Raw genomic sequence first — 21,592 nt, 5'->3', positions numbered from 1 at the left:
TTCAAGCCGCGCTGAACCAGTGCTGCCAGACCAGGCGCGCGGTCAGCGCCAGCACCACCAGGATGAACACCGGGCGGATGAACCTGGCGCCGCCGCCGATGGCGGTGCGCGCACCCAGGTAGGCGCCGACCATCAGCGCGCTGCCCATGCACAGCCCGAGCAACCAGACCACCTGGCCGGAAGCGACGAACACCGCCAGCGCCACAATGTTGCTGACGAAGTTCATGGTGCGCGCCACGCCGCTGGCGCGGACCAGGTCCAGGGGGTACATCAGCAGGCTGCTGACGGTCCAGAAGGCGCCGGTGCCGGGGCCGGCCACACCGTCGTAGAAGCCCAGGCCCAGGCCTTGCGGCCACTGGCGCTTGCGCCCGACCGGGGCGTCGGCGTCCAGCGGCGCCTTGGGTGTGCCGCCGAAGAGCATGTAGATCCCGCAGGAGAACACCACCACCGGCAACATGCGGTTCAGCCATTCCGCCGGCAGCAGGTGCGCGGCCCAGGCGCCGACGGCCGCGCCTATGGCGGTGGCCAGCAGGCCGTTGCGCCACTTCGCCGGGTGGAACAGCTTGCGCTTGTAGAAGGTGTAGCTGGCGGTGGCCGAGCCGAAGGTGGAACTCAGCTTGTTGGTGCCCAGCGCCAGGTGCGGCGGCACGCCGGCGGTGAGCAGGGCGGGGATGGTCAGCAGGCCGCCGCCGCCGGCGATGGCGTCGATGAAGCCGGCGAGGAAGGCCACGACGGCGAGGATCAGCAGGGTGAGCGGGTCGATGGCCAGCTCGAAGGGGAGGGTGAAGGGCATGAAAAGTACGACCTGGGTTCAAGGCTGCGACGCCACGGCTGGCCGTCGCGTCGAGGGGTGCGCATAATGCCGGCAATTCTACCCGCAAGGAACTGATTCAATGCAGTACGACGGCCTGGCCTGGACGTTCGCGCTGATCGCCCTGCTGGCGCTGCTGGTCGCCGCACGCATCCTCTTCGACCGCCACTGGTTCCTCGGCTGGCTGCGTGGCTGCGCCGGCCTGGCCTTCGTCGCCGCCGCGCTGGCGCTGGGCCTGGCGGCCTGGGACCTGCGCAGCTACGACGCGCTGCCCGCCGAGCGGCCGCTGGCGACCCTGAGCTTCCAGCGCCTGGCGCCGCAGCGCTACGAGGTGAAAATCCTCGAAGGCGACCGCGAACGCCGCGTCGAGCTGGGCGGCGACCTCTGGCAACTGGACGTGCGCATCATGCAGTGGCGTGGTTTGGCCGCACTGATAGGCCTGGACCCCGGCTACCGCCTGCAGGGCCTGGCCGGCCGCTACCTGGCCATCGAGCAGCAACAGGCTCAGGCCCGGCAGCAGGTGCTGGCGCAAAGCCCCTACGGCTTCGACCTGTGGCGCTGGCTGCGCGACGGCCAGCACGACCTGCTGACCTTCCGGCCGCTGGCGGCGCGGGTGAACTTCCTGCCCATGGCGGACCAGGCGGTCTACAGCGTCCGCCTGGGCCCTGCGGGCCTGGAGGCGGAACCGGTCAATGCCGCGGCGCAGCAGGCGCTGCGGGAGTGGCGGTAGGCGGGCCGCACCGAGGTGCCTTTCGTTGCGAAACTGATGGGTATCGCTTCGCTCAACGCCATCCTACGCGTTCAGAATGATGTCGGATTTGCCGCCCGCTCCGAACGGCCCCCTCTCCCGCTTGCGGGAGAGGGTTGGGGAGAGGGTGCTCTTCTGGGGATTCTCAACCTCTGCCCCGACCTCACCCCCCCCGTCATTCCCGCGAACGCGGGAACCCAGAGACGTCTTGTTTGGGTGTAGCGCGCCGCTCCGAGTCTGCGGAGATTTTTTGTTTCGCCCCCTCGGGCGAGTCCCTTTTGTCAAACGGTGGAAGGCCACCCCCGCAAAAAGGAACCAAAAAGGCTTGCCCCGCATACGGGCCCGATGGAGCCGGGCTACCCTCACGAACTCCCCCGCCACGGAGGCCCGCCCCGAGGGTACGTCCCTGTAGCCCGCGGGGCTCTCGCGACATCCATGTCGCATGACCTCCTGAGCGCGGGTTTCGCTCGGCCTTCTGAAGGGGCGTTTCGGTGCGCACGGATGTTTCTCTGGACATTCGTAGGGCGGATAACACCTACGGCGTTATCCGCCGAATCGCGGGCAGGGCCCGCTCCTACAGGTCGCCGGGAGGCACGGTATTCCTCCTCCCGTAGGAGCGGACCTTGTCCGCGATAGCCGGACGTCCCGGCGCGATTCGCGGATAAGATCCGCTCCTACGCCGCCCACCCGCGCCATTCCCCTGTAGGTGCGCGCCCTGCCCGCGATTTCGCGGGCAGGGCCCGCTCCTACAAATTGCCGGGAGGCACGGTATTCCTCCTCCCGTAGGAGCGGACCTTGTCCGCGATAGCCGGAACCACCGGCGCGATTCGCGGATAAGATCCGCTCCTACGCCGCCCCACCCACGACATTCCCTTGTAGGAGCGCGCCCTGCGCGCGAAATCGCGGGCAGGGCGCGCTCCTACAGGTCGCCGGGAGGCACGGTATTCCTTCCCTCGTAGGAGCGGATCTTGTCCGCGATGGCCGGACACCCCGGCGCGATTCGCGGATAAGATCCGCTCCTACGCCGCCCACCCGCGCCATTCCCCTGTAGGAGCGCCCTGCGCGCGATTTCGCGGGCAGGGCCCGCTCCTACAAATTGCCGGGAGGCACGGCATTCCTCCCCCGTAGGAGCGGACCTTGTCCGCGATAGCCGGACGTCCCGGCGCGATTCGCGGATAAGATCCGCTCCTACGCTGCCCCACCCACGACATTCCCTTGTAGGAGCGCGCCCTGCGCGCGAAATCGCGGGCAGGGCCCGCTCCTACAGGTCGCCGGGAGGCACGGTATTCCTCCTCCCGGAGCGGACCTTGTCCGCGATAGCCGGACGTCCCGGCGCGATTCGCGGATGAGATCCGCTCCTACGCTGCCCCACCCGCGCCATTCCCTTGTAGGAGGCGTGCATCAACGGATCGCCCAACGAAAAAGGGAGCCCGAAGGCTCCCTTTTTCATTGCGCTTATGCGATCAGGCGAGGAACCCGCCGTCGACGTTCAGCGCCACGCCGGTAGTGTAGCTGGAGGCGCTGCTGGCCAGGTACAGCACGGCGCCGGCCATTTCGCTCGGGTCGGCCACGCGCTTGAGCGGGATGCGCTGCAGGGCGGCGTTGCGGATGCTGTCGTTCTTCACCAGGGCCGAGGCGAACTTGGTGTCGGTCAGGCCCGGCAGCAGGGCGTTGCAGCGGATGCCGAACTGCGCGCATTCCTTGGCGAAGACCTTGGTCATGCTGATCACCGCAGCCTTGGTCACCGAGTAGATGCCCTGGAACTCGCCGGGGCTGACGCCGTTGATCGAGGCGACGTTGATGATGCTGCCGCCGCCGTTCTCCTTCATCAGCTTGCCGCCTTCGATGGACATGAAGTAGTAGCCACGGATGTTCACGTCGACGGTCTTCTGGAAGGCCGACAGGTCGGTGTCCAGCACGTTGCAGAACTGCGGGTTGGTGGCGGCGTTGTTGACCAGGATGTCCAGGCGGCCGAACTGCTCGCGGATCTGCGCGAAGACACTCTGGATCTGCTCCATCTCGCCGATGTGGCAGGCGATGGCGGTGGCCTTGCCGCCGGAGGCATTGATGGCGTCGGCCACTTCCTGGCAGCCCTCGATCTTGCGGCTGGAGACGATCACGTGGGCGCCTTGCTGGGCCAGCAGCTTGGCGATGGCCTCGCCGATGCCGCGGCTGGCGCCGGAAACGAAGGCGATCTTGCCGTCGAGGTCGAACAGGTTGGTCTTGGACATGGGGTTCCCCTTGTTGTGATCGTCGTTACAGGCGCGATTTGCCGATGACCTGCAGGCTCATCTGCTCCAGCAGCTTGTTCATGTGGATGAACTGGGCGAAGCGCTTGTCCTGGGTCTGGCCGTGGAAGTAGCGGTAGTAGATCTGCTGCACGATGCCGGCCAGGCGGAACAGGCCGTAGGTGTAGTAGAAGTCGAGGTTGTCGATGCGCGGCAGGCCGGCGCGTTCGGCGTAGTAGTCGGCGAATTCCCGGCGCGTCAGCATGCCCGGCAGGTGGCTCGGCTGGCGGCGCATGAGCTGCACCGGCGCCGGGTCGTCGGCTTCGATCCAGTAGGCGAGGGTGTTGCCCAGGTCCATCAGCGGATCGCCGATGGTGGTCAGCTCCCAGTCCAGCACGCCGATGATGCGCATCGGGTCCTTGGGGTCGAGGATGACGTTGTCGAAGCGGTAGTCGTTGTGCACGATGCCCGGCTTGGGGTGGTCGGCCGGCATCTTCTCGCGCAGCCAGGCCTTGACCGGTTCCCAGCTCGGCGCGTCGGGAGTCAGGGCCTTCTCGTAGCGGTCGATCCAGCCTTCGATCTGGCGCTGCACGTAGCCTTCGGGCTTGCCCAGGTCGCCCAGGCCGCAGGCCTGGTAGTCGACGTTGTGCAGTTCCACGAAGCGGTCGATGAAGTTCTTGCACAGGGTGTTGGCCTGCTGCGCGTCGAGCTTGAGCTCCGGCGGCAGGTCGGCGCGCAGGATGATGCCGTTGACGCGCTCCATCACGTAGAACTCGGCGCCGATCACCGACTCGTCGGTGCAGTGCACGTAGGCCTTCGGGCAGTACGGGAAGCCGGCGTTGAGCTGGTTGAGGATGCGGTACTCGCGGCCCATGTCGTGGGCCGACTTGGCCTTGCGGCCGAACGGCGGGCGGCGCAGCACCAGCTCGTGGCTGGGGTATTCCAGCAGGTAGGTCAGGTTCGAGGCGCCGCCAGGGAACTGGCTGATCTTCGGCTCGCCCTGCAGGCCGGGAATGTGGGCCTTCAGGTAGGGATCGATGACCGCGGCGTCGAGCTCTTCGCCTTGGCGGATGCGGGTGGACTGGTCAGTCAGCGACATGCTTATCCCTTTCTTGTAGTCGGTAGCTGCCGGGGCAGCGGCGCCCGGGATCCATCATGCAGGGCAATAATGGTGTCCCGAGATAATTGGCTAATCTAATGCTCGCTTCCTACCCCCACAAGCGCCGCAGGGCGTTATTGGCGAGCGTGTTGGGCCCTGATCAGGCTGCCTGATACGCCTTTGCCAGAGCGGCGCGGGCGAAAAAAAACCGGAGCCGCGGGGCCCCGGTTTCTCGTGCCGGCAGGCAGCGCTCCAGGTCAGACCGGGAACAGCTCGCCCAGCTTCATGGCCAGCATCATGTCGCCTTCGGCGCGCAGCTTGCCGGCCATGAAGGCCTGCATGCCGTCGGTTTCGCCGCTGGTGATGCCCTTGAGGGTCTCGCTGTCCATGATCAGGGTGACGTTGGGGTTCGGCGCATCGCCCTGCACGACTTCGCAGGTGCCATCCTTGACCACCAGGTAGTGGTTGTCGCCGTCCTCGATGTTGAACTGGAAGACCAGGTCCAGGCCGGCGGCGGCGCCAGCGTTGAATTTGCTCTTCATGGTGGAGACGATGTCAGCAACGCTCATGGTTCTATCCCTTTTCTAGGTTTTCTCGCGCGCCCGGGGGCGCAATGGGCCGGGCTCATCTGTAGGTAATGAGCTCCGGCGCCCTCAACAGTTCCAGGTGCACGTGACTGTTGAAGGAAGCCAGGGACACTTCGTCGCCGCGGAACTTCAGGCGGCTGAGCGAAGTGTTGACGATCTGCCAGTTCAGCTCGAAGGCCTTGATCGCCGGCATGCCGACGATCTGCTGGAGCACGGCGGTGATGGTCCCGCCGGAGGTGAACACGGCGATGTTGTCCTTGCCGCTGGCCTGGCGCAGCAGGCGCTGCAGGCCGTCGTGCACGGTGTCGAGGAATTCCTGCCAGCTGACCAGGCCGTCCTTGTGGTGCTCGCCGGAAACCCAGCGGGCGATCACGTAGGAGAACAGGCGCTGGAACTCGCCGCGGTGCTGCGCGGCGTTGCGCAGGATGTGCAGGGCCTGGGGCTCGTGCTGCAGCAGGTCGTCGAGGTGGGCGCGGATCACCGCGTCGGCCTCGAACTCGTTGAAGGCGGCGTCGATCTCCAGTTCCGGCACCTGCAGCCCGGCTTCGCGCATGCGTCCCAGGGCTTCGCTGGCGGTGTGGCGCTGGCGCTGCAGGTCGCCGGCCAGGCAGCGGTCCAGGCGCAGGCCCAGGCCCGCCAGGTGTTCGCCCAGGACCTGGGCCTGGCGCACGCCGGTCGTCGAGAGCACGTCGTAGTCGTCGGCGCCGAACGAAGCCTGGCCATGTCGAATCAGATAGATGCTGCCCACGCACGGACCTCGGCAGGGGGAAAGTTCCGGCGAGGGTATGAGGAAGGCCCAGGGCTGTCAACGAAAAAACATACGCTTGTTTGAATGCTATTCCCAACGCTGATGAAGGCGTTCGCCAGCGCTGGCTGCGGCCCGGCGGGCTGGGTATGCTTGCGGGATTCCCCGGCCCGGTCGGCGGGCGGGGCACAGGTCGATAGGGGGAAGTGTGGAGTTTCTTCTGGATTACGCGGGTTTCCTGGCCAGGACCTTCACCGTGCTGGTGGCGGTGCTGGTGGTGCTGGTGGTGGTCGCCGCCCTGCGCGGCCGCGGGCGGCGCAGCTCGGGCCATCTGGAAGTGCGCAAGCTCAACGACTTCTACAAGGAGCTGCGTGAGCGCCTGCAGGGCAGCGTGCTCGACAAGGACAAGCTCAAGGCCCTGCGCAAGTCCGAGCACAAGGCCGCCAAGCAGGCGAAGAAGGCCGGCGCGCAGAAGAGCCGCGTCTACGTGCTGGACTTCGATGGCGACATCAAGGCCTCGGCCACCGAGCACCTGCGCAACGAGATCACCGCGCTGCTCAGCCTGGCCACGCCCAAGGACGAAGTGGTGCTGCGCCTGGAGAGCGGCGGCGGCATGGTCCACAGCTACGGCCTGGCCGCCTCGCAGCTGGCGCGCATCCGCCAGGCCGGCGTGCCGCTGACCGTGTGCGTCGACAAGATCGCCGCCAGCGGCGGCTACATGATGGCCTGTATCGGCGAGCGCATCCTGTCCGCGCCCTTCGCCATCCTCGGTTCCATCGGCGTGGTGGCGCAGCTGCCCAACGTGCACCGCCTGCTGAAGAAGCACGACATCGACTTCGAGGTGCTCACCGCCGGCGAGTACAAGCGCACCCTGACGGTGTTCGGCGAGAACACCGACAAGGGCCGCGAGAAGTTCCAGGAGGACCTGGAGTCCACCCACGAGCTGTTCAAGGGCTTCGTCGCCCACTACCGGCCCAAGCTCGCCATCGAGGAAATCGCTACCGGCGAGGTCTGGCTGGGCCAGGCGGCGCTGGGGCGCAAGCTGGTGGACGAGCTGAAGACCAGCGACGAGTACCTGGCCGAACGCGCCCGCGAGGCGGACGTCTACCACTTGCAGTACGTGCAGAAGAAGAGCGTCCAGGAGCGCCTGGGCGTGGGCGCCAGCACGGTGATCGACCGCGTGCTGCTGAGCTGGTGGGAGCGCCTGGGGCGCAGCCGTTACTGGCAATGATTCCGGCGCGGGCGCAGGGGCGCCCGCGCGGCAGGCTTTGCAGAAGGAGAGCGTGATGAGTGCATTCAAGGCCCTCTGGGTTACCGAGTCCCCGCATGGCATCTACGAGCAGCAGGTGGTCGAGCGCGACACCAGCCAGCTGCCGGCCGGCGAGGTGCTGATCCGGGTGCGGTATTCGTCGCTGAACTACAAGGATGCGTTGTCGGCCAGCGGCAACCGGGGCGTGACCCGCAAGTACCCGCACACCCCCGGCATCGACGCCGCCGGGGTGGTGGAGGAGTCCTCGATGGGCGAATTCGTCGCCGGCGACGAGGTGATAGTCACCGGCTACGACCTGGGGATGAACACCCCGGGCGGCTTCGGCCAGTACGTCCGCGTGCCGGCCGCCTGGGTGATCAAGCGCCCGCAGGGCCTGAGCCTGCGCGAGGCGATGATCCTCGGCACCGCCGGCCTGACCGCGGCGCTGTGCGTCGACAAGCTGGAGCAGGCCGGGGTGACCCCGGCCTCCGGCCCGGTGCTGGTCACCGGCGCCAGCGGCGGCGTCGGCAGCATCGCGGTGATGCTGCTGGCCCAGCTGGGCTACAGCGTGGCGGCCTCCACCGGCAAGCTGGAGCAGGCCGAGTTCCTCAACGGCCTGGGCGCGCGGCAGATCATCGACCGCGCCACCGTCGCCGACGGCGTCGACAAGCCGCTGCTCAAGGAGCAGTGGGCCGGCGCGGTGGACACGGTCGGCGGCGACATCCTGTTCAACGTGGTCAAGTCGCTGCAGTACGGCGGCAGCGTGGCCTGCTGCGGGCTGACCGCCGGCGCCGCGTTCAAGGCCACGGTGCTGCCGTTCATCCTGCGCGGGGTGAACCTGCTGGGCGTGGACTCGGTGGAGCTGCCGCTGGTGGTCAAGGCGTCCATGTGGGACAAGCTCTCGCTGCAGTGGAAGCTGCCGCGCCTGGAGGAGCTGGTGCGCGAAATCCGCCTCGACGACCTGTCCACCGCCATCCACCAGATCCTCGCCGGCAAGCTGGTCGGCCGGCTGCTGGTGAACCTCGACTGATGCCCGCGCCGGGGCCGGGCGCTCAGCCCAGCTCCGGCAGCAGGTAACCCTCCCACAGCGTGTCGGCGAACTGCTCGCGGAAGAACCCGAAGTGGCCGATGCGTTTCACGCCCAGCTGTTCCGGAGCGATGCGCCGGCTCACCTTGGGCGCGCTGCGGTAGAAGCCGAGCAGGGCTTCGGTGCTGCGCTGGGACATCATCTCGTCGTCGGTGAAGGACAGCGAAACGATGGGCGTGTGCACCGCCGAATAGCGGATGCGCATCTGCTCCCCTTCGCCCAGGGCGTACTGCGGGTGCAGGCACCAGCGCCGCCATTGCTCGATCACCCCGCGCGGCAGGTCGCCGACGATGCCCAGGCGGCGGCCCGGGAAGTAGCCCAGCAGCGGCGTGACGGTCGGCGCGATGAAGTGCCAGAGCAGCCAGGCGCGGCCGCGCAGGCCGGCGGTGTTGTCGCGCCAGTAGCCGCTGCCGCTGGCGATGCTGAAGGCCCGGGTGATGCGCCCGCGGCCGTCGACGAAGGGCAGGATCTGCCCGCCCAGGCTGTGCCCGATCCAGTACAGCGGCTTGTCCTGCGCGGCCTCGGCCACCGCCGCGAGCACGGCGCTGCAATCGTGGCGGCCCCAGTCGACGACGTTGGCCTTCACCTCGCGTAAGGGGCCGCTGCGCGACTGGCCCATGCCCTGGTAATCGAAGGTCACGACCAGATAGCCGCGCTCGGCCAGCCAGTTGGCGAAGGCGCCGTAGAAACGCTGCTCGACGCCCATGGCCGGGACGATCAGGGCGGCGCCGAGCATCTCGCCCGGCGGCCGGTACCAGTGGCTGGCCAGGCGCTGGCCCTGGCCGTTGTCGATCTCGCGGGGCTGCGGGGTGGTCATGCTGCATGCTCCTGGGGCTGGCCGGTCAGGCTGCGTGGATTCGGGTTGAAGGATGGCGGCGCGTCAGGGCAGTATACGAAGGCTAGAAATTAATTCTAGAAAAAAATTCTAGAAACGATCCGCACAAGGAACCCCATGGGCCGAGCTTCCCGCAAAGACGACATCCTCCAGGCCGCGCTGGCCTGCTTCAGCGAATCCGGGGTGGACGCCACCACCATCGAGATGATCCGCGACCGCTCCGGCGCCAGCATCGGCAGCCTGTACCACCACTTCGGCAACCGCGAGCGGATCATCGGCGCGCTCTACCTGGAAGGCATCGGCCAGTACGCGGCCCTGCTCGACGCCGGGCTGCGCGAGGGCATGGGCGCCGAGGCCACGGTCAAGCTGTTCGTCACCTGCTACATCGACTGGGTGGTGGCGCACCCGGACTGGGCCCGCTTCATCCTGCACAACCGCGGCCGGGTGGAGGCGGGGGAGATGGGCGAACAACTGCGCGAAGCCAACCGCCAGCAGGGCCGGCGCATCGCCGAGCTGCTGGCGGTGTACCGCCAGGCCGGCGCCTTCCGGGAAATGCCCTTCGAGCTGTTCAACTCGGTGGTGATAGGCCCCACCCACGATTACGTGCGCAATTGGCTGGCCGGGCGGACGCGGGTGGAGCTGGCGGATTGCCGGGATTTGTTGGCGGAGATCGCCTGGGGGAGTGTGAGGGCGTAGGGCGCATAGCCGTTCGTGGTTGTGCGCCGTTGGCCGTGCCACCGGGGTGGCCGGTGAGTCCAATCGCGGACAAAGTCCGCTCCTTGCGCCGAGGTGCTCTCCGTAGGATGGGTTGAGCTTGCGATACCCATGCTGCCGTGGTGATGGGTATCGCTTCGCTCAACGCCATCCTACGAAAAGCCGTGCTTCCTGGAACCGTAGGAGCGGACTCTGTCCGCGATTCGGCGGATAACGCCGACGGTCGGGGATCAAGAGCGCCCTCACCCCAGCCCTCTCCCGCAAGCGGGAGAGGGGGCCATTCGTGCCACCGGAGTGTCCGGCGGGGGCGTTGAGTCCAATCGCGGACAAAGTCCGCTCCTACGCCCGTGCTTCCCTGTAACCGTAGGAGCGGACTCTGTCCGCGATTCGGACTTCCAGAGAAACCTCCGAGCGCACCGGAACGTCCCTTCAGAAGGCCGAGCGAAACCGGCGCTCAGGAGGTCATGCGACATGGATGTCGCGAGAGCCCCGATGGGCTACAGGGACGTACGCTCGGGGGGGACGCCTAGTTCGGGCCTCCGTGGCGGGGGAGTTCGTGAGGGTAGCCCGGCTTTATCGGGCCCGTATGTTGGGGCAAGCCTTTTTGGTTCCTTTTTGCGGGGGTGGCCTTCCACCGTTTGACAAAAGGGACTCGCCCGAGGGGGCGAAACAAGAAACATCCGAACACTCGGTGCGGCGCGCTACACCAAGCCCCCAAGTCTCTGGATTCCCGCGTTCGCGGGAATGACGATGGGGAGATGGGAGCGCGGGATAAAGGTTCGCGAGCAAGCTCGCTCCTACGAGAAGCAGGATCCCGACCCAACGAAAAAGCCCCGCCGAGGCGGGGCTTTTCAGGTCAGGCCAACTGCCGCCGCCGGAACAGCGGCTGCGGCTGGGTCACCGAGGTCTGGTAGACCTCGCTGAAATCATCCAGGCTGGCCAGCGCGTCATGCGGATCGCGGTCCGCACGAATGGCGTAGGCGTCGAAACCGCAGCTCTGCATGTAGAACAGCTGGTCGCGCAGCACGTCGCCGATGGCGCGCACCTCGCCCTTGTAGCCGTAGCGCTCGCGCAGCAGGCGCGCGGTGCTGAAGCCGCGGCCGTCGGTGAAGGCCGGGAAGTTCACCGCGATCACCTGGAACCTGTCCAGGTCCCCGGCAATGGCTTCGGGCTCCTCGTCGGAGTCCAGCCACACGCCCAGGCCGCCGTCGCGGCCGCGCAGGGCCGGGCCGTGTTCCAGCCACAGGGCCAGCGGGATGATCACGTCGTCGCTGTTGGGCACGCTCTCCAGGGTGGCGTCCTTGGGCAGCAGGTGCCAGCGGTCGTCGACCACTTCGCGGTGCTTAATGATTCGCTGCATATACGCGCTCCTTGAAGGGGTCGATGCCGATGCGGCGGTAGGTATCGAGGAAGCGTTCCTCTTCGGTGCGCCGTTCGACGTAGACCTTGATCAGCTTCTCGATCACGTCGGCCATCTGGTCCTGGGCGAAGGACGGGCCGAGGATCTGCGCCAGGCTGGCTTCGCGGCCGGCGCTGCCGCCGAGGGACACCTGGTAGAACTCCTCGCCCTTCTTGTCCACCCCGAGGATGCCGATGTGGCCCACGTGGTGGTGGCCGCAGGCATTCATGCAGCCGGAGATGTTGAGGTCGATGTCGCCGATGTCGAACAGGTAGTCGAGGTCGTCGAAGCGGCGCTGGATGGCTTCGGCCACCGGGATCGACTTGGCGTTGGCCAGGGAGCAGAAGTCGCCGCCCGGGCAGCAGATGATGTCGGTCAGCAGGCCCACGTTGGGGCTGGCGAAGCCCAGCTCGCGCAGTTCGCCCCAGAGGGTGAACAGCTGCGCCTGCTCGACGTCGGCGAGGATGATGTTCTGGTTATGGCTGTTGCGCACCTCGCCGAAGCTGTAGCGGTCGGCCAGCTCGGCGATGGCGTCCAGTTGCTTGTCGGTCACGTCGCCCGGGGCGGTGCCGGTGGGCTTGAGCGACAGGGTCACGGCGACGTAGCCGGGCTTCTTGTGGGCGAAGGTGTTGCGCTCGCGCCAGCGGGCGAAGCCGGGGTGCTCGGCGTCCAGGGTGGCGAGGGCGGCGTCCTGGTCTTCCAGGGCCTTGTAGGCCGGGTCGACGAAGAACGCGGCAACGCGCTGCACTTCCGCGTCGGTCAGGGTGCTGGGGCCGTCCTTGAGGTGCGCCCATTCGGCGTTGACCTTCTCGGCGAAGACTTCCGGGGTCAGCGCCTTGACCAGGATCTTGATGCGCGCCTTGAACTTGTTGTCGCGGCGGCCGTAGCGGTTGTACACGCGCAGGATGGCGTCCAGGTACGACAGCAGGTGCCGCCAGGGCAGGAATTCGTTGATGAAGCTGCCGACGATCGGGGTACGGCCCAGGCCGCCGCCGACCAGCACGCGGAAGCCCAGCTCGCCGGCCTCGTTCTTCACCGCTTCCAGGCCGATGTCGTGTACCTCGATGGCGGCGCGGTCGCTCGCGGCGCCGTTGACGGCGATCTTGAACTTGCGCGGCAGGTGGGCGAATTCGGGGTGGAAGGTCGACCACTGGCGGATGATCTCGCACCAGGGGCGCGGGTCCACCAGCTCGTCGCGGGCGATGCCGGCGAACTGGTCGGTGGTGGTGTTGCGGATGCAGTTGCCGCTGGTCTGGATCGCGTGCATCTGCACGGTGGCCAGTTCGGCGAGGATGTTCGGTACATCCTCCAGCGCCGGCCAGTTGAACTGCACGTTCTGCCGGGTGCTGATGTGGGCGTAGCCCTTGTCGTAGTCGCGGGCGATCTGCGCCAGCTTGCGCAACTGCCGGGAGGCGAGCAGGCCGTAGGGTACGGCGATACGCAGCATCGGCGCATAGCGCTGGATGTACAGGCCGTTCTGCAGACGCAGCGGGCGGAATTCCTCGCCGGTCAGTTCGCCCGCCAGGTAGCGGCGGGTCTGATCGCGGAACTGCTTGACGCGATCCTCTACGATCCTCTGATCGTATTCGTCGTATACGTACATGAAAAATCCTGCTGTCAGGCTATAGCGCTCGGGCGTACTACGCTTCCGAGCGCGCACGGCAACGCGCTCCACGCGGAGTGGCGGGCAAGATACCAGTTAGGGAATATGCGTAAAAGTGAAGTTTGAGTATATGGCGAGAACTTTCTGATATAAGCGCGGCATCCGTGGGAACCTTCTCCACCCACCGGCGCCGCGCCAGGGCTTGCGGCGCCTGGCCGCAGGCCCTCGCGGCAGGTCTTCAGCCTTCGCGGCCGTGGGCCTGGGCGCCCAGCTGAGCGGCATCGACGCGGACGAAAATGGAGTCGCCGATGGCGGTCAGCACGTCGCCGGCATAGACCTCGCAGATGATCCGGCTCTTGCGCCCCAGCTCGCCTTCCACGTGTGCGCGCAGGGTCAGTGGCACGCCCATCGGGGTGGGCTTGATGAACTTGATGCCGAGGTTGCCGGTGACGCAGTCCAGGCGCGGCAGGCTGCCCGGCTCGCGGCCTTCGGCGCGGTAGTGGTAGGCCATGGCCGTCCAGTTCGAGTGGCAGTCCACCAGCATGGCGATCAGGCCGCCGTAGACCAGTTCCGGCCAGCCGGTGTACTTGGCCTCGGGCAGGTGCTTGGCCATCACGTGGATGCCGTCCTCGTGCCAGTAGCTCTTGATGTGCAGGCCGTGGGGGTTGCTGCCGCCGCAGCCGTAGCAGATGCCTTCGGGCGCGGCGCGGTCTTGCAGGGAAAGATTGTCCATGGGGAGCCTTGTTCTTGTCGCGGAAACGGCCCCAGCCTAGCCGGTTTCGCCGCCCTCATGAAGGGCCGCGCCTTGTCGCTGCCCGTGCCCTGGTCTTAACTGCTGGTGGGTCCACCGAAAACAGCAATAACAAATGGGGGAAACATGAGCGAAGAATCCCGTAACGAGAATCGCGACAGCGTGATCGACGCCCGCGCGGCCTTGATCCTCATCCTGCTGGTGGTGGCTACGGCGATATTCTGGGTGAGCCATCAATAATTTCGCTCCACCGGTCAGGGGTGGGCGAACACAATGAAGGCAAATGGCTATACTTCGCCGGCTTCCGGTCGGTGGGGTGTGGGTTCTTGAGTCTTCTGTGCAGGTCCTGGTTGCTGGTCGTCGGTCTGTCGCTGTCGTTGGGCTGCCAGGCGGCGTCGGTGGTGTTCCTCAACCCGGGGCGGTCCAACGAGCCCTATTGGCTCAGCTATAGCCGCTTCATGCAGGCCGCCGCCGGCGACCTGGGCATGCCGCTGCGCGTGCTCTACGCCGAGCGCGACCCGCAACGCTCCCTGCAGCAGGCGCGCGAGCTTTTGCGCGACGGCCAGCTGCCCGACTACCTGGTGTTCACCAACGAGGGCTACATCGGCCCGGAACTGCTGCGCCTGTTCGCCGATACCCCGGTGCGCCTGTTCGCCGTGAACAACATGCTGACCACCGACCAGCAGCGCATCGTCGGCGGCAGCCGCGAGCGCTACCGCAACTGGATCGGCAGCCTGGTGGCCAACGAGGAGGAGGCGGGCTACCTGATGGCCCACCGCCTGCTCAAGGCCGGCGCGGCGGCGGGGCAGGGACTGGACCTGCTGGCCTTCTCCGGGCTGGCCCAGGCGCCGGTGGCGCAGCTGCGCGAGCAGGGCATGCGCCGGGCCCTGGCCGACTTCCCGCGGGCCCGTCTGCTGCAGGTGGTCTATGGCGGCTGGGACCGCCAGCGCGCCTATGAACAGGCGCAGCAACTGCTGCGCCGTTACCCGCAGGTGCGGCTGGTGTGGTCGGCCAACGACGAGATGGCCTTCGGCGCGATGAAGGCGGCCCGCGAGGCGGGGCGCGTGCCGGGCCGCGACATATTGTTCAGCGGCCTGAACAATTCCTCGGAGATGCTCGGCGCGGTGGTCGACGGCCGCATCAGCGTGGCCATGAGCGGCCACTTCACCCTCGGCGGCTGGGCCATGGTGCTGCTGCACGACTACGACGCCGGCGTGGACTTCGCCGCCCATGGCGGCAAGGACCGCCAGTTGCCGGTGTTCATCCTGCTGGACAAGCGCCGCGCGCAGAAGCTGCGCGCCAACCTGGAGCGCCCCGGCTACGGCCTGGACTTCCGCGACTTCAGCCTGGCCCTGCACCCGAAGCAGAAGGCCTACCGCTTCTCCCTGCAGCCGCTGCTGGACTAGACGCCGGCCAAGTGCAGCACCAGGCGCACCAGGGCATAGAGCAACAGGACGAAGACCAGGGTGAAGCCCACGCCGAGAACGATGAAGTGGCTGGGCTTGCCGTGGGTGAAGTCGCGGGCACGGTTCTTCCCGCTCTGCACGCCGAAGGCGGCGGCCAGCACGCTTTGCAGCATCTGCCAGAAGCTCGGCGGGCGGTTCTGCGGATCGTCGTTCATGAAAGCCTCCTTTGCTGTGGGACAAGCATAGCCGGCCTCAGAGTTCTATCTGCGTCCACTGGCGCTTCTGCCACATCACCGCGAAGATTGCCGAGGCCAGGCCGCGCTGGATGATCTGCATGCTCCAGATCGCCAGCAGGCCGCCGCCCAGCACCGGGCCGACCAGGTAGGCCAGGGGCAGGAAGAACAGCCACTGGTTGCCCAGGCTGACGGCCATCACCGTGCGCGTGGCGCCGGCGCCGAGCAGCGCCTGGGTCAGCACCAGGGCGGTGGCGTCGATGACCATGCCCAGGCCGGTGAACATCAGCGGCACGCGGCCCAGCTCGATCAGCGCCGGGTCGCTGACGAACAGCCGCAGGATCGCCTCGGGGAACATCCAGAACGGCGTGCCCAGCAGCGCCAGGCCGCAGGCGGCGACCTTGACCACGTCCCAGCCCCAGCGGTGGGCGCTGTCGAAGTCGCGCTCGCCCATGCACTGGCTGACCAGGGTGGTGGCGGCCATGCCCAGGCCGATGCCGGGCAGGATCAGGAACAGCGCCAGGTTGATCAGCACGTGGGCCACCGCCAACTCGCGGGTGCCGACCTGGGCGATGATCCAGAACAGCAGGGTGATGCCGGCGGCGAAGAAGAACTGCTGCAGCGAGTTGGGCAGCGACAGGCGCAGCATCACGCGGATTTCCCGCTCGCTCGGGCGGCGCGCGAGGAAGCCGTGCCGGCGGGCGTCGCGCCAGGTGATCCAGGCGTAGATCGCCGAGCCCAGGTACAGCGCCAGGGTGGTGCCCAGGCCGCTGCCCACCGCGCCCATGCGCGGCAGGCCGAAGAGGCCGTGGATCAGGCTGTAGCTGATGGCGGCGTTGGCCAGGTGCATGACCACCAGGGTGCGCATGTAGGTGCCCGAGCGCCGGGTGCCGTTCCAGTAGCCGCGGAAGGAGAAGTTCAGGCCCACGGCCAGCACCGAGAGCGTGCGCCACTCGAAGTAGGGCACGCCGATGGCCAGCACCTCGGGGTCGGGCGACAGCAGGCTGACGATGGGTCTGGCGAACAGCAGGCAGGCCAGGCTGATCGGCAGGGCCAGGCCCAGGGCCACCAGCAGCCCGCAGTTCAGCGGCGCGGCCAGGTCGCCGTCGCGCCCTTGGCCGCGGCGCCGCGCCACCAACGCCTGGACGCCGGCGCCCAGGCCCATGACCAGGGAAATGGCGACGAAGTTGGCGTAGCTGCCGATGCCCACACCGGCCAGGGACTTTTCCCCGAGGTGGCCGACCATGGCGGCATCCACCAGGTTGAGCAGGCTCTGGCTGAGCATGCCGCCGATGATCGGCAGCCCCAGGCAGAGGATATTGCGAAGGCGCTCGCGCTCTAGCATGGCGTCCCCGAACTGCAGGTGATCCGGCGATTGTTGGTCGAGGGCGGCGGCGTGCCGGTGACCGCGCCCCTCACGGCAAAGCCTAGCGTAACGGGCGCGGCGTTGCCCGTGCGGTCGTCGGTTGCGGTGATTTGCAGGAGCGGGCCCTGCCCGCGAAATCGCGCGCAGGGCGCGCTCCTACAGGAGATCGGCGTGGGTGGGGTAGCGTAGGAGCGGATCTCATCCGCGATCCGCGCCGATATATCCGGCTATCGCGGACAAGGTCCGCTCCTATGGGGAGGCGCCATGCCTTACGGCGAACTGTAGGAGCGGGCCCTGCCCGCGATTTCGCGCGCAGGGCGCGCTCCTACATGGAATGGCGCGGGTGGGGTGGCGTAGGAGCGGATCTCATCCGCGAATCGCGCCGGGATGTCCGGCTATCGCGGACAAGGTCCGCTCCTACGGGGAAACGCCATGCCTCACGGTGGATTGTAGGAGCGGGCCCTGCCCGCGAATCGCGTGCAGGGGAATGGCGTGGGTGGGGCAGCGTAGGAGCGGACTCCGTTTGCGATTCCGTCAGTCGAGCAACCCGTGCCAGCAGTCGCTCAGCTCGCCGAGCTCGGAGGAGGTGCACCAGGCCTGGCTCTGCAGCCACTGGCGGACGGTTTCGCGGTCGGCTTCGTCGAGGCTGCCGACGGCGTTCAGGCACAGGTAGCCGGTGAACTCGCCGTCCTCGGTGGCGCCGCCGACGAACAGCCAGCCCTGGGATTCGACGAAGGCGATCCACTGGTCGAGCACTTCGTCCAGGTCGCCGCTGTAGTTCACTTCCAGGCTGAAGCCCAGTTCCTTGAACTCGGCCAGGCGCAGTTTCTTGCGCAGGCGGCGCTTGCGCGGTTTTTCCATCTGTTCGGGGGTGAGGTATTTCATCTTTCGCTCCTGGAAGGCGGATCAGGCGTCGTAGCCCAGGTTCGGCGACAGCCAGCGTTCGCTGACCGCCACGTCCTGGCCCTTGCGGGCGCTGTAGGCGTCGATCTGGTCCTTGTCGACCTTGCCCACGGCGAAGTACTGCGCCTGCGGATGCGCGAAGTACCAGCCGCTGACCGCGGCCGCCGGGAACATGGCGTAGTGTTCGGTGAGGGTGACGCCGGACAGGCCCTTGGGGTCCAGCAGCTGGAACAGGGTGCCCTTCTCGGTGTGGTCCGGGCAGGCCGGGTAGCCGGGGGCCGGGCGGATGCCGACGTACTGCTCGCGGATCAGCGCGTCGTTGTCCAGGTGTTCTTCGGGCTGGTAGCCCCAGTATTCCTTGCGCACGCGCTCGTGCAGCCATTCGGCGCAGGCCTCGGCGAGGCGGTCGGCCAGGGCCTTGACCATGATCGCGTTGTAGTCGTCGCCCTGGGCCTCGTAGGCCTTGGCCACTTCCTCGGCGCCGATGCCGGCGGTGGTGATGAAGCCGCCGACGTAGTCCTTGATGCCGCTGTCCCTGGGCGCGACGAAGTCGGCCAGGCTGAAGTTCGGCTTGCCGTCGGGCTTGATGGTCTGCTGGCGCAGGTGGTGCAGGGTGGCCAGCTTGTGGCCGTCCTCGGCGTACACCTCCAGGTCGTCGTGGTTGACCTGGTTGGCCGGCCAGAAGCCGAACACGGCGCGGGCCTTGATCAGCTTGCCGTCGATCAGCTTGCGCAGGATGTCCTGGGCGTCGTTGAACAGGCTGGTGGCGGCTTCGCCGACCACTTCGTCGCTGAGGATGCGCGGGTACTTGCCGGCCAGGTTCCAGGAGACGAAGAAGGGCGTCCAGTCGATGTACTCGGCCAGCACGTTCAGGTCGATGTCCTCCAGCACCTTCACGCCGGTGAAGGAGGGCACCGGCGGCTGGTAGCCGGCCCAGTCGAACTGCGGCTTGGCGGCGATGGCCGCCGCGTAGCTCAGGCGCTCGGTGCGGGCGCTGCGGTTGGCGGTGCGCTCGCGGACCTCGGCGTACTCCTCGCGCAGCTTGCGCGCGTAGTCGGGCTTCATTTCCTTCGACAGCAGGGTGGTGGCCACGCCCACCGCGCGCGAGGCGTCGGTGACGTAGACCACCGCGTCGTTGTTGTACTGCGGGTCGATCTTCACCGCGGTGTGCGCCTTGGAGGTGGTGGCGCCGCCGATCATCAGCGGCAGGCTGAAGTTCTGCCGCTGCATTTCCTTGGCGACGTGGACCATCTCGTCCAGCGACGGCGTGATCAGCCCGGACAGGCCGATGATGTCGCACTTCTCGGCGATGGCGGTCTGCAGGATCTTCTCCGCCGGCACCATCACGCCGAGGTCGACGATGTCGTAGCCGTTGCAGCCCAGCACCACGCCGACGATGTTCTTGCCGATGTCGTGCACGTCGCCCTTCACCGTGGCCATGAGGATCTTGCCCTTGGCCTCGGGCTTGTCGCCTTTCTCCGCCTCGATGAAGGGGATCAGGTGGGCCACCGCCTGCTTCATCACCCGGGCGGATTTCACCACCTGCGGGAGGAACATCTTGCCCGAGCCGAACAGGTCGCCGACCACGTTCATGCCGCTCATCAGCGGGCCCTCGATGACCTCGATGGGCCGCGCGCACTGCTGCCGGCACTCCTCGGTGTCTTCGACGATGAAGGCGGTGATGCCCTTGACCAGCGCATGTTCCAGGCGCTTGTCCACCGGCAGCGCGCGCCATTCCTCGTCCTCGACTTCCTTGGTGGCGCCGTCGCCCTTGTACTTGTCGGCGATCGCCAGCAGGGCCTCGGTGCCTTCCGGGGTGCGGTTGAGGATCACGTCCTCCACCGCGTCGCGCAGCTCCTTCGGGATCTCGTCGTAGATCTCCAGCTGGCCGGCGTTGACGATGCCCATGGTCAGGCCGTTCTTGATGGCGTAGTAGAGGAACACCGAGTGGATCGCCTCGCGCACCGGGTTGTTGCCGCGGAACGAGAAGGACACGTTGGACACCCCGCCCGAGCTCAGCGCGTAGGGCAGGTTGTCGCGGATGTAGGCGCAGGCGTTGATGAAGTCGACCGCGTAGTTGTTGTGTTCCTCGATGCCGGTGGCCACCGCGAAGATGTTGGCGTCGAAGATGATGTCTTCCGGCGGGAAGCCCACTTCGTTGACCAGGATGTCGTAGGAGCGCTGGCAGATTTCTTCCTTGCGCGCCTGGGTGTCGGCCTGGCCGGCCTCGTCGAAGGCCATCACCACCACCGCCGCGCCGTAGCGCTTGCACAGGCGGGCGTGGTGCTTGAACTGCTCGACGCCTTCCTTCATGGAGATGGAGTTGACGATGCCCTTGCCCTGGATGCACTTCAGGCCCGCCTCGATCACCTCCCACTTGGAGGAGTCGATCATGATCGGCACGCGGGAGATGTCCGGCTCGCCGGCGATGAGGTTGAGGAACTTCACCATCGCCGCCTTGGAGTCGAGCATGCCCTCGTCCATGTTGATGTCGATCACCTGGGCGCCGGCTTCCACCTGCTGCAGGGCGACTTCCAGGGCCTCGGTGTAGTTCTCCTCGCGGATCAGCCGGGCGAACTTGGCGGAACCAGTGATGTTGGTGCGCTCGCCGACGTTCACGAACAGCGAGCTGCGGTCGATGGTGAACGGCTCAAGACCCGACAGGCGGCAGGCCCTGGGGATTTCCGGGATGGCGCGCGGCGGGTACTTGGCCACCGCCTCGGCGATCGCCTGGATGTGCGCCGGGGTGGTGCCGCAGCAGCCGCCGATGATGTTGAGGAAGCCGCTGGCGGCGAACTCCTCGACCACCTCGGCCATTTCCGCCGGGGTCTCGTCGTATTCGCCGAAGGCGTTCGGCAGGCCGGCGTTGGGGTGCGCGGAGACGTGGGTCCCGGCCTTGTTCGCCAGCTCCTCCAGGTAGGGGCGCAGGTCCTTGGCGCCGAGGGCGCAGTTCAGGCCCACGGAAATTGGCCTGGCGTGACGCACCGAGTTCCAGAAGGCCTCGGTGGTCTGCCCCGACAGGGTGCGGCCGGAGGCGTCGGTGATGGTGCCGGAGATCATGATCGGCAGCTCGAAGCCGAGCTCGTCATAGACGCCCTGCACGGCGAAGATCGCCGCCTTGGCGTTGAGGGTGTCGAAGATGGTCTCGATCAGGATCAGGTCGGCGCCGCCCTCGATCAGGCCGCGGGTGGCCTCGGTGTAGTTCTCCACCAGCTCGTCGAAGGTGACGTTGCGGTAGCCCGGGTCGTTGACGTCCGGGGAGATCGAACAGGTGCGGCTGGTCGGGCCCAGCACGCCGGCGACGAAGCGCGGCCGGTCGGGTGTCTCGGCGGTCTTGGCGTCGGCCACTTCGCGGGCCAGGCGCGCGCCTTCGACGTTCAGTTCGTAGACCAGTTCTTCCATGCCGTAGTCGGCCTGGGACACCTGGGTGGCGTTGAAGGTGTTGGTCTCGAGGATGTCGGCGCCGGCGTCCAGGTAGGCTTTCTCGATGGCCTGGATGACGTCCGGGCGGCTGAGCAGCAGCAGGTCGTTGTTGCCCTTCACGTCGCTCGGCCAGTCGGCGAAGCGCTCGCCGCGGTAGTCCTCTTCCTGCAGCTTGTAGCTCTGGATCATGGTGCCCATGCCGCCGTCGAGGATCAGGATGCGCTCCTTCAGGGCTTTCTGCAGGGCTTGCTGGCGGGCGGCACGATCGGACATGGGAACTACCTGGAAACGGCTGTGGCAAAGGGTCGCTGATGATAGCAAACCTGCAGGGGATTTGAGCTGACCGGGCTTTTACATGAGCGCAGTTCATGTTGTACCGGCCATCGGTTGGCCGCAAAAGCCCGC

General features: G+C 67.1%; 18 protein-coding genes. 5 read left to right on the top strand and 13 right to left on the bottom strand.

Translation table 11 applies throughout. From position 1 onward, the window contains the following. Position 1: 1 nt before the first annotated feature. Entirely contained in the window at positions 2–793 is a 792-nt protein-coding gene (locus tag ACTWJ5_RS20745; protein WP_249917112.1) for a TSUP family transporter, read from the bottom strand. A gap of 100 nt (positions 794–893) precedes the next feature. On the opposite strand from ACTWJ5_RS20745, the gene ACTWJ5_RS20740 reads away from it, so the two are divergent. After that, positions 894–1,541, top strand: coding sequence for a hypothetical protein (locus tag ACTWJ5_RS20740; protein WP_061561282.1), 648 nt, complete (start codon positions 894–896; stop codon positions 1,539–1,541). A gap of 1,481 nt (positions 1,542–3,022) precedes the next feature. Here ACTWJ5_RS20740 and ACTWJ5_RS20735 read toward each other — a convergent pair. From ACTWJ5_RS20735 to ACTWJ5_RS20720, 4 genes are all read right to left on the bottom strand, one after another. Beyond that, positions 3,023–3,790 (bottom strand): SDR family oxidoreductase, encoded by a 768-nt coding sequence (locus ACTWJ5_RS20735; RefSeq protein WP_444436442.1) that lies wholly within the window; start codon positions 3,788–3,790, stop codon positions 3,023–3,025. A gap of 25 nt (positions 3,791–3,815) precedes the next feature. Next, on the bottom strand, positions 3,816–4,886 hold the full coding sequence (locus tag ACTWJ5_RS20730) for a phosphotransferase family protein (protein WP_444436441.1): 1,071 nt from the start codon (positions 4,884–4,886) through the stop codon (positions 3,816–3,818). Positions 4,887–5,143: 257 nt separating this feature from the next. Then, the gene (locus ACTWJ5_RS20725; protein ID WP_009619228.1) at positions 5,144–5,455 is read right to left on the bottom strand and encodes an SCP2 sterol-binding domain-containing protein; all 312 of its coding nucleotides are present in this window, start codon (positions 5,453–5,455) and stop codon (positions 5,144–5,146) included. A gap of 55 nt (positions 5,456–5,510) precedes the next feature. After that, positions 5,511–6,221 carry a histidine phosphatase family protein gene (locus ACTWJ5_RS20720; protein ID WP_116423829.1) on the bottom strand — a complete coding sequence of 237 codons (711 nt, stop codon included), beginning with the start codon at positions 6,219–6,221 and terminating at the stop codon, positions 5,511–5,513. A 205-nt stretch (positions 6,222–6,426) separates the two neighbouring features. Between ACTWJ5_RS20720 and sohB the strand changes: the two genes are divergently transcribed. Next, positions 6,427–7,449: a protease SohB gene (gene sohB, locus ACTWJ5_RS20715; RefSeq protein ID WP_256511875.1), complete on the top strand. Its 1,023-nt coding sequence runs from the start codon at positions 6,427–6,429 to the stop codon at positions 7,447–7,449. A 55-nt stretch (positions 7,450–7,504) separates the two neighbouring features. Beyond that, positions 7,505–8,497, top strand: coding sequence for a YhdH/YhfP family quinone oxidoreductase (locus ACTWJ5_RS20710; RefSeq protein WP_444436440.1), 993 nt, complete (start codon positions 7,505–7,507; stop codon positions 8,495–8,497). 22 nt (positions 8,498–8,519) lie between these two features. Here the strand turns inward: ACTWJ5_RS20710 and ACTWJ5_RS20705 are convergent, their stop codons facing one another. Further along, a complete protein-coding gene (locus ACTWJ5_RS20705) occupies positions 8,520–9,371 on the bottom strand; it encodes an alpha/beta hydrolase family protein (protein WP_444436439.1) in 852 nt (283 codons plus the stop codon). 135 nt (positions 9,372–9,506) lie between these two features. Between ACTWJ5_RS20705 and ACTWJ5_RS20700 the strand changes: the two genes are divergently transcribed. Then, positions 9,507–10,085: a TetR/AcrR family transcriptional regulator gene (locus tag ACTWJ5_RS20700; RefSeq protein ID WP_444436438.1), complete on the top strand. Its 579-nt coding sequence runs from the start codon at positions 9,507–9,509 to the stop codon at positions 10,083–10,085. 874 nt (positions 10,086–10,959) lie between these two features. Here ACTWJ5_RS20700 and ACTWJ5_RS20695 read toward each other — a convergent pair. From ACTWJ5_RS20695 to ACTWJ5_RS20685, 3 genes are all read right to left on the bottom strand, one after another. Continuing rightward, a complete protein-coding gene (locus ACTWJ5_RS20695; protein ID WP_074983691.1) occupies positions 10,960–11,463 on the bottom strand; it encodes a DUF934 domain-containing protein in 504 nt (167 codons plus the stop codon). Next, positions 11,447–13,105 (bottom strand): nitrite/sulfite reductase, encoded by a 1,659-nt coding sequence (locus tag ACTWJ5_RS20690; RefSeq protein WP_444436437.1) that lies wholly within the window; start codon positions 13,103–13,105, stop codon positions 11,447–11,449. The genes ACTWJ5_RS20695 and ACTWJ5_RS20690 overlap by 17 nt, the downstream gene beginning before the upstream one ends. A gap of 238 nt (positions 13,106–13,343) precedes the next feature. Continuing rightward, complete coding sequence (locus ACTWJ5_RS20685) at positions 13,344–13,838, bottom strand: PaaI family thioesterase (RefSeq protein WP_058489119.1); 495 nt, start codon at positions 13,836–13,838, stop codon at positions 13,344–13,346. 344 nt (positions 13,839–14,182) lie between these two features. Between ACTWJ5_RS20685 and ACTWJ5_RS20680 the strand changes: the two genes are divergently transcribed. After that, the gene (locus ACTWJ5_RS20680) at positions 14,183–15,262 is read left to right on the top strand and encodes an ABC transporter substrate-binding protein (protein WP_258872473.1); all 1,080 of its coding nucleotides are present in this window, start codon (positions 14,183–14,185) and stop codon (positions 15,260–15,262) included. Here ACTWJ5_RS20680 and ACTWJ5_RS20675 read toward each other — a convergent pair. The 4 genes from ACTWJ5_RS20675 to metH all read right to left on the bottom strand — a co-directional run bounded on the left by ACTWJ5_RS20675 (position 15,259) and on the right by metH (position 21,460). Continuing rightward, the gene (locus ACTWJ5_RS20675) at positions 15,259–15,477 is read right to left on the bottom strand and encodes a DUF2970 domain-containing protein (protein ID WP_009619245.1); all 219 of its coding nucleotides are present in this window, start codon (positions 15,475–15,477) and stop codon (positions 15,259–15,261) included. The two genes, ACTWJ5_RS20680 and ACTWJ5_RS20675, sit on opposite strands and share 4 nt — an antisense overlap. 37 nt (positions 15,478–15,514) lie before the next feature. After that, positions 15,515–16,840: an MATE family efflux transporter gene (locus ACTWJ5_RS20670; protein ID WP_074983699.1), complete on the bottom strand. Its 1,326-nt coding sequence runs from the start codon at positions 16,838–16,840 to the stop codon at positions 15,515–15,517. Between the two features lie 555 nt (positions 16,841–17,395). Then, a complete protein-coding gene (locus ACTWJ5_RS20665) occupies positions 17,396–17,746 on the bottom strand; it encodes a 50S ribosome-binding protein YggL (RefSeq protein ID WP_043316259.1) in 351 nt (116 codons plus the stop codon). Positions 17,747–17,767: 21 nt separating this feature from the next. Further along, positions 17,768–21,460 (bottom strand): methionine synthase, encoded by a 3,693-nt coding sequence (gene metH / locus ACTWJ5_RS20660; protein ID WP_444436436.1) that lies wholly within the window; start codon positions 21,458–21,460, stop codon positions 17,768–17,770. Positions 21,461–21,592 lie beyond the last annotated feature (132 nt).

This window comes from Pseudomonas sp. A6 (assembly GCF_052367875.1).
Taxonomy (GTDB): Bacteria; Pseudomonadota; Gammaproteobacteria; order Pseudomonadales; family Pseudomonadaceae; genus Pseudomonas; species Pseudomonas citronellolis.
The sequence above is the reverse complement of the archived record's forward strand: the minus strand, read 5'-3'. Positions and strand labels throughout refer to the sequence as shown.

Excerpts from the sequence above, each read along its gene's own strand:
- ACTWJ5_RS20725 (WP_009619228.1), bottom strand. The coding sequence starts at position 5,455 with ATGAGCGTTGCTGACATCGTCTCCACCATGAAGAGCAAATTCAACGCT.
- ACTWJ5_RS20690 (WP_444436437.1), bottom strand. The coding sequence starts at position 13,105 with ATGTACGTATACGACGAATACGATCAGAGGATCGTAGAGGATCGCGTC.
- ACTWJ5_RS20675 (WP_009619245.1), bottom strand. The coding sequence starts at position 15,477 with ATGAACGACGATCCGCAGAACCGCCCGCCGAGCTTCTGGCAGATGCTG.
- ACTWJ5_RS20665 (WP_043316259.1), bottom strand. The coding sequence starts at position 17,746 with ATGAAATACCTCACCCCCGAACAGATGGAAAAACCGCGCAAGCGCCGC.
- ACTWJ5_RS20740 (WP_061561282.1), top strand. The coding sequence starts at position 894 with ATGCAGTACGACGGCCTGGCCTGGACGTTCGCGCTGATCGCCCTGCTG.
- ACTWJ5_RS20670 (WP_074983699.1), bottom strand. The coding sequence starts at position 16,840 with ATGCTAGAGCGCGAGCGCCTTCGCAATATCCTCTGCCTGGGGCTGCCG.
- ACTWJ5_RS20705 (WP_444436439.1), bottom strand. The coding sequence starts at position 9,371 with ATGACCACCCCGCAGCCCCGCGAGATCGACAACGGCCAGGGCCAGCGC.
- ACTWJ5_RS20745 (WP_249917112.1), bottom strand. The coding sequence starts at position 793 with ATGCCCTTCACCCTCCCCTTCGAGCTGGCCATCGACCCGCTCACCCTG.
- ACTWJ5_RS20735 (WP_444436442.1), bottom strand. The coding sequence starts at position 3,790 with ATGTCCAAGACCAACCTGTTCGACCTCGACGGCAAGATCGCCTTCGTT.
- ACTWJ5_RS20710 (WP_444436440.1), top strand. The coding sequence starts at position 7,505 with ATGAGTGCATTCAAGGCCCTCTGGGTTACCGAGTCCCCGCATGGCATC.
- ACTWJ5_RS20695 (WP_074983691.1), bottom strand. The coding sequence starts at position 11,463 with ATGCAGCGAATCATTAAGCACCGCGAAGTGGTCGACGACCGCTGGCAC.
- metH (WP_444436436.1), bottom strand. The coding sequence starts at position 21,460 with ATGTCCGATCGTGCCGCCCGCCAGCAAGCCCTGCAGAAAGCCCTGAAG.
- ACTWJ5_RS20685 (WP_058489119.1), bottom strand. The coding sequence starts at position 13,838 with ATGGACAATCTTTCCCTGCAAGACCGCGCCGCGCCCGAAGGCATCTGC.
- ACTWJ5_RS20700 (WP_444436438.1), top strand. The coding sequence starts at position 9,507 with ATGGGCCGAGCTTCCCGCAAAGACGACATCCTCCAGGCCGCGCTGGCC.
- ACTWJ5_RS20730 (WP_444436441.1), bottom strand. The coding sequence starts at position 4,886 with ATGTCGCTGACTGACCAGTCCACCCGCATCCGCCAAGGCGAAGAGCTC.